Here is a 3938-nt window from a genome sequence, read left to right on the forward strand (position 1 = left end):
GTCCCACCGACACCACCGGCACCGCCCTGCCCGCAGACGCCACCCTGGCCCCCCGTGGTGGGCGAGGTGCCGGACGTGCCCGCCTGTCCAATGCCGCCGTTGCCGCCAGTGCCCCCGGTGCCGCCCTTGCCGCCGGTGCCGATCGCCCCGGCCGCGCCACCGTCGGTTTCCGAGCCGCCAGCACCGGCCGCTCCTCCGGCGCCGCCTTGCCCACCATCGGCACCACTACCGCCGCTGCTTCCGGTGTTGGTGCCACCGACGCCGCCGGCACCACCCTGCCCACCGATGCCGCCTCGGCCAGCTTGGCCACCGCCGACCCCGCCGACACCCGCACCGCCGTCACCGCCCCGGCCACCGGCACCACCACCGCCGCCCTGGCCGCCGATCGTGGGCGAGGCGCCAGACGTACCCGCTTGCCCGATAGCCCCGCTGCCGCCAGTGCCCCCGGTGCCGCCGTTGCCGCCGGTACCGATCGCCCCGGCCGCGCCACCGTCGGTTCCCGAGCCGCCAGCACCGGCCGCTCCTCCGGCGCCGCCTTGCCCACCATCGGCGCCGCTGCCGCCGCTGCTTCCGGTGTTAGAGCCACCGACGCCGCCAGCGCCACCTTGCCCACCGGCGCTGCCGCGGCCACCTTGACCGCCACCGACCCCGCCTATGCCGGCTCCCCCGTCACCGCCCCGGCCACCGGCACCACCACCGCCGCCTTGCTCGCCAGCCGTGGGCGAGGCGCCAGACGTACCCGCTTGCCCGATGCCCCCGCTGCCGCCGACGCCGCCGGCGCCGCCCTTGCCGCCGGTACCGATCGTCCCTGCCGCGCCGCCGTCGGTCCCCGGGCCCGCCGCCCCGGCGGCCCCTCCGGTACCGCCTTTGCCGCCGTCGGCGCCGGTCGCGTCGATGCCCGTGCCCGTGTTGGTCCCACCGACACCACCGGCACCGCCCTGCCCGCCGACGCCGCCCTGGCCACCGGCGCCGCCGCCGATCCCGCCGATGCCTACACCGCCGGCACCGCCCTGACCGCCGGCGCCACCGCCACCACCTTGGCCGCCGTCGGTAGGCGAGCTGCTCGACGTGCCCGCTTTGCCGGTGCTGCCGTTACTCCCGGCGCCTCCGGTGCCGCCCTTGCCGCCGGTGCCGTTGTCCCCGGTCGTACCGCCGTCGGTTGCGGCGCCGCCCCGGCCAGCGTTCCCACCGCCGGTGCCGCCGATGCCCGCACCGCCATCACCGCCCTCGCCGCCGACACCGCCGCTACCGCCTGGTCCGCCAGCAGTGGGCGAGGTTCCGGACGCGCCGGCTTGGCCGGTACCACCGGTGCCCCCGGCGCCGCCGTTCCCGCCGTCACCGGCCGTGCCGTTCGCCCCGGCGGCGCCGCCATCGGTGCCGGCGCCGCCAGCCCCGGCAGCGCCGCCGGCGCCGCCTTGGCCACCGGGCCCGCCGTCACCACCGTTGGTTGCGTTGTTGTTGCCGCCCGCGCCGCCCGCGCCGCCGTGACCGCCGACGCCGCCCTGGCCACCTTGGCCACCGCCCACCCCGCCAATACCCGCGCCACCGGCTCCGCCTTGCCCGCCGACGCCGCCCGCGGCGCCGCTACCTCCGTCGAGGGGGGACGGGCTGGGTCTCCCGATTTTTCCTACGCCGCCATCCCCGCCGGTACCGCCGGTACCGCCGTCACCGCCGATACCCGCGGCACCACCGAGGCCGCCGGTGCCGGCCACGCCAGCACCGCCTCCTGCGCCGCCGGTGCCGCCAGGACCGCCGGCGCTGGCGTTATAGCCGCCGTCGTCGTTGTATCCGGCGCCGCCGGTTCCGCCAAGACCCCCTTGGCCACCGCGGCCGCCACTACCGTTAGTTGCCCCAGCGACCGCGCTGCCACCGGCACCGCCGGCGCCGCCGGCGCCGCCTTGACCACCGGCGCCCCCAGTGTTATCGATGAACGGGCGAGGACCGTTGGCGCCGGTGCCGCCTTGGCCACCGCGGCCGCCCTGACCGCCGTCTCCGGCGCTGTGACCGACGGTCGCGGTGGCACCGCCTTGCCCACCCTGACCGCCGGCACCACCCGCACCTCCCGCGCCGACATTCTGGCCGGCGAAGCCGCCGGTGCCCGTCGCACCGCCTAGGCCGCCTTGCCCACCGGCACCGCCGGCGCCTCCGGCGCCGGCGTTGTCAGCGCCGTCGTCGTTGTAGCCCATACCGCCGGTGCCGCCGGCGCCACCTTGGCCGCCCCGGCCGCCGCCGCCGTTGGTTGTCCCATTGTTGGTGGAGGCGTTGCCGCCCTGACCGCCCTGACCACCGTCACCGCCCTGGCCGCCGGTAGAGCCGGTTCCACCCGCCGGACCGGTGGCACCCTGGCCGCCCTGCCCGCCCTGGCCGCCAGCACCACCTTGACCTGAAGTGCCGCCGAAAGTCGAGGTGATGCCGCCCTGCCCACCCCGGCCGCCGGTGCCGCCGGCGCCGGCCGTGCCGGCGGTGCCCCCGGTGCCGCCGGTGCCGGCCGCGCCCGCTGTGCCGCCCGTGCCTCCGGTGCCGCCGGTGCCGCCGGCGGTGGCGTTGTTGGTGCCGTCGTCGGCGTAGCCGATGCCACCTTGGCCCCCTCGTCCCCCGGTGCCGCCGGCCCCGCCCGAACCGTTGGTGCCGCCGTTACCGGCGCCGCCTTGGCCGCCTTGGCCGCCCGCTCCGCCCTTGCCGCCGGTGGAGGTGTCAAGGGGGGTGGCCGCGGTGGAACCGGTGGCGCCGGCGCCGCCGTCGCCGCCCGCGCCGCCCCGGCCGCCGGTGCCGGCGGCGCCGTCCGCGCCGCCGTCGATTCCGGAGCCGGCCGCCCCCGCCGCGCCTCCGGCGCCGCCTTTGCCCCCATCGGCACCGTCGCTACCGGTGCCGAAGGTGTTGGCACCGCCCTGGCCGCCCTGGCCGCCCTGGCCACCGACGCCACCCTGCCCGCCTTGGCCGCCGCCAACCCCGCCGATGCCCGCACCACCCGTGCCGCCCTGGCCGCCAGCGCCGCCGTCGCCGCCTTGGCCACCCGCGGTCGGCGAGCCGCCGGATACGCCGGGCTGGCCGGTGCTGCCGTAGCCACCGACGCCACCTGTCCCGCCTTTGCCCCCCGTGCCGGTCGCGCCTGCCGCACCACCGTCGGTCCCGGAGCCGGCCGCCCCGGCGGTGCCGCCGGTGCCGCCCTGGCCGCCGGCGGCGCCGCTACCGCCGGCGGCTCCGGTATCGGAACCGCCTTGGCCGCCCTGGCCGCCCTGTCCACCGATACCGCCCTGTCCGCCGGCGCCACCACCCACACCGTCAATACCCGCGCCACCCGCGCCGCCAGTGCCGCCGGTGCCGCCTTGGCCGCCCTGAAGTCCCGCGGTCGGCGCGCTCGGGTCGCTAGCACCGGCCTGGCCGGCCGCGCCGGTGCCGCCGGTGCCGCCGGTGCCGCCGACACCACCTCTACCCGCGCTGCCCGCGGTCCCACCGAACCCACCGGCCGCGCCGCCCGCGCCAGCCGCCCCGCCGGTGCCACCGGTGCCGCCCTGGCCGCCCTGGTCACCCAGGCCCAGGGCGACGCCGCCCGCCCCGCCGGTGCCACCCGCTCCGCCGGTACCGCCGCGACCGCCGTCGCCCGAGATGCCGATCCACGCACGACCTCCGGCCCCACCGGCACCGGCGGCGCCGCCGGATGCACCCGTCCCACCCTGCTGACCGGCGGGGCCGGCGGCGCCTACCCCGCCGATGCCGCCATCCCCGCCGGTCCCACCCTGACCACCGAATCCGAACACACCGGCGTTCCCGCCGTTGCCGCCCGCCCCGCCAGCACCACCATCCACGCCGGCAGCGCCGGCGGCACCTGTCCCTCCCGCTCCTCCGGCGCCGCCGAAGCCGATCAACGCGGCGTTGCCGCCGGCCCCGCCACTGCCGCCTCCCACACCCTGTCTCTTATACACATCTCCGAGCCCACG

The 3938-nt window shown here is 79.2% G+C and carries 1 pseudogene; it reads right to left on the bottom strand.

Features of this window, described 5'->3' with window-relative positions:
* A pseudogene (locus CDN38_RS33385) lies at positions 1-3806 on the bottom strand (PE family protein); the annotation flags it as partial.
* Between the last annotated feature and the right edge of the window lie 132 nt (positions 3807-3938).

The organism is Mycobacterium ostraviense, from assembly GCF_002705925.1.
In the GTDB taxonomy this organism is placed as follows: Bacteria; Actinomycetota; Actinomycetes; order Mycobacteriales; family Mycobacteriaceae; genus Mycobacterium; species Mycobacterium ostraviense.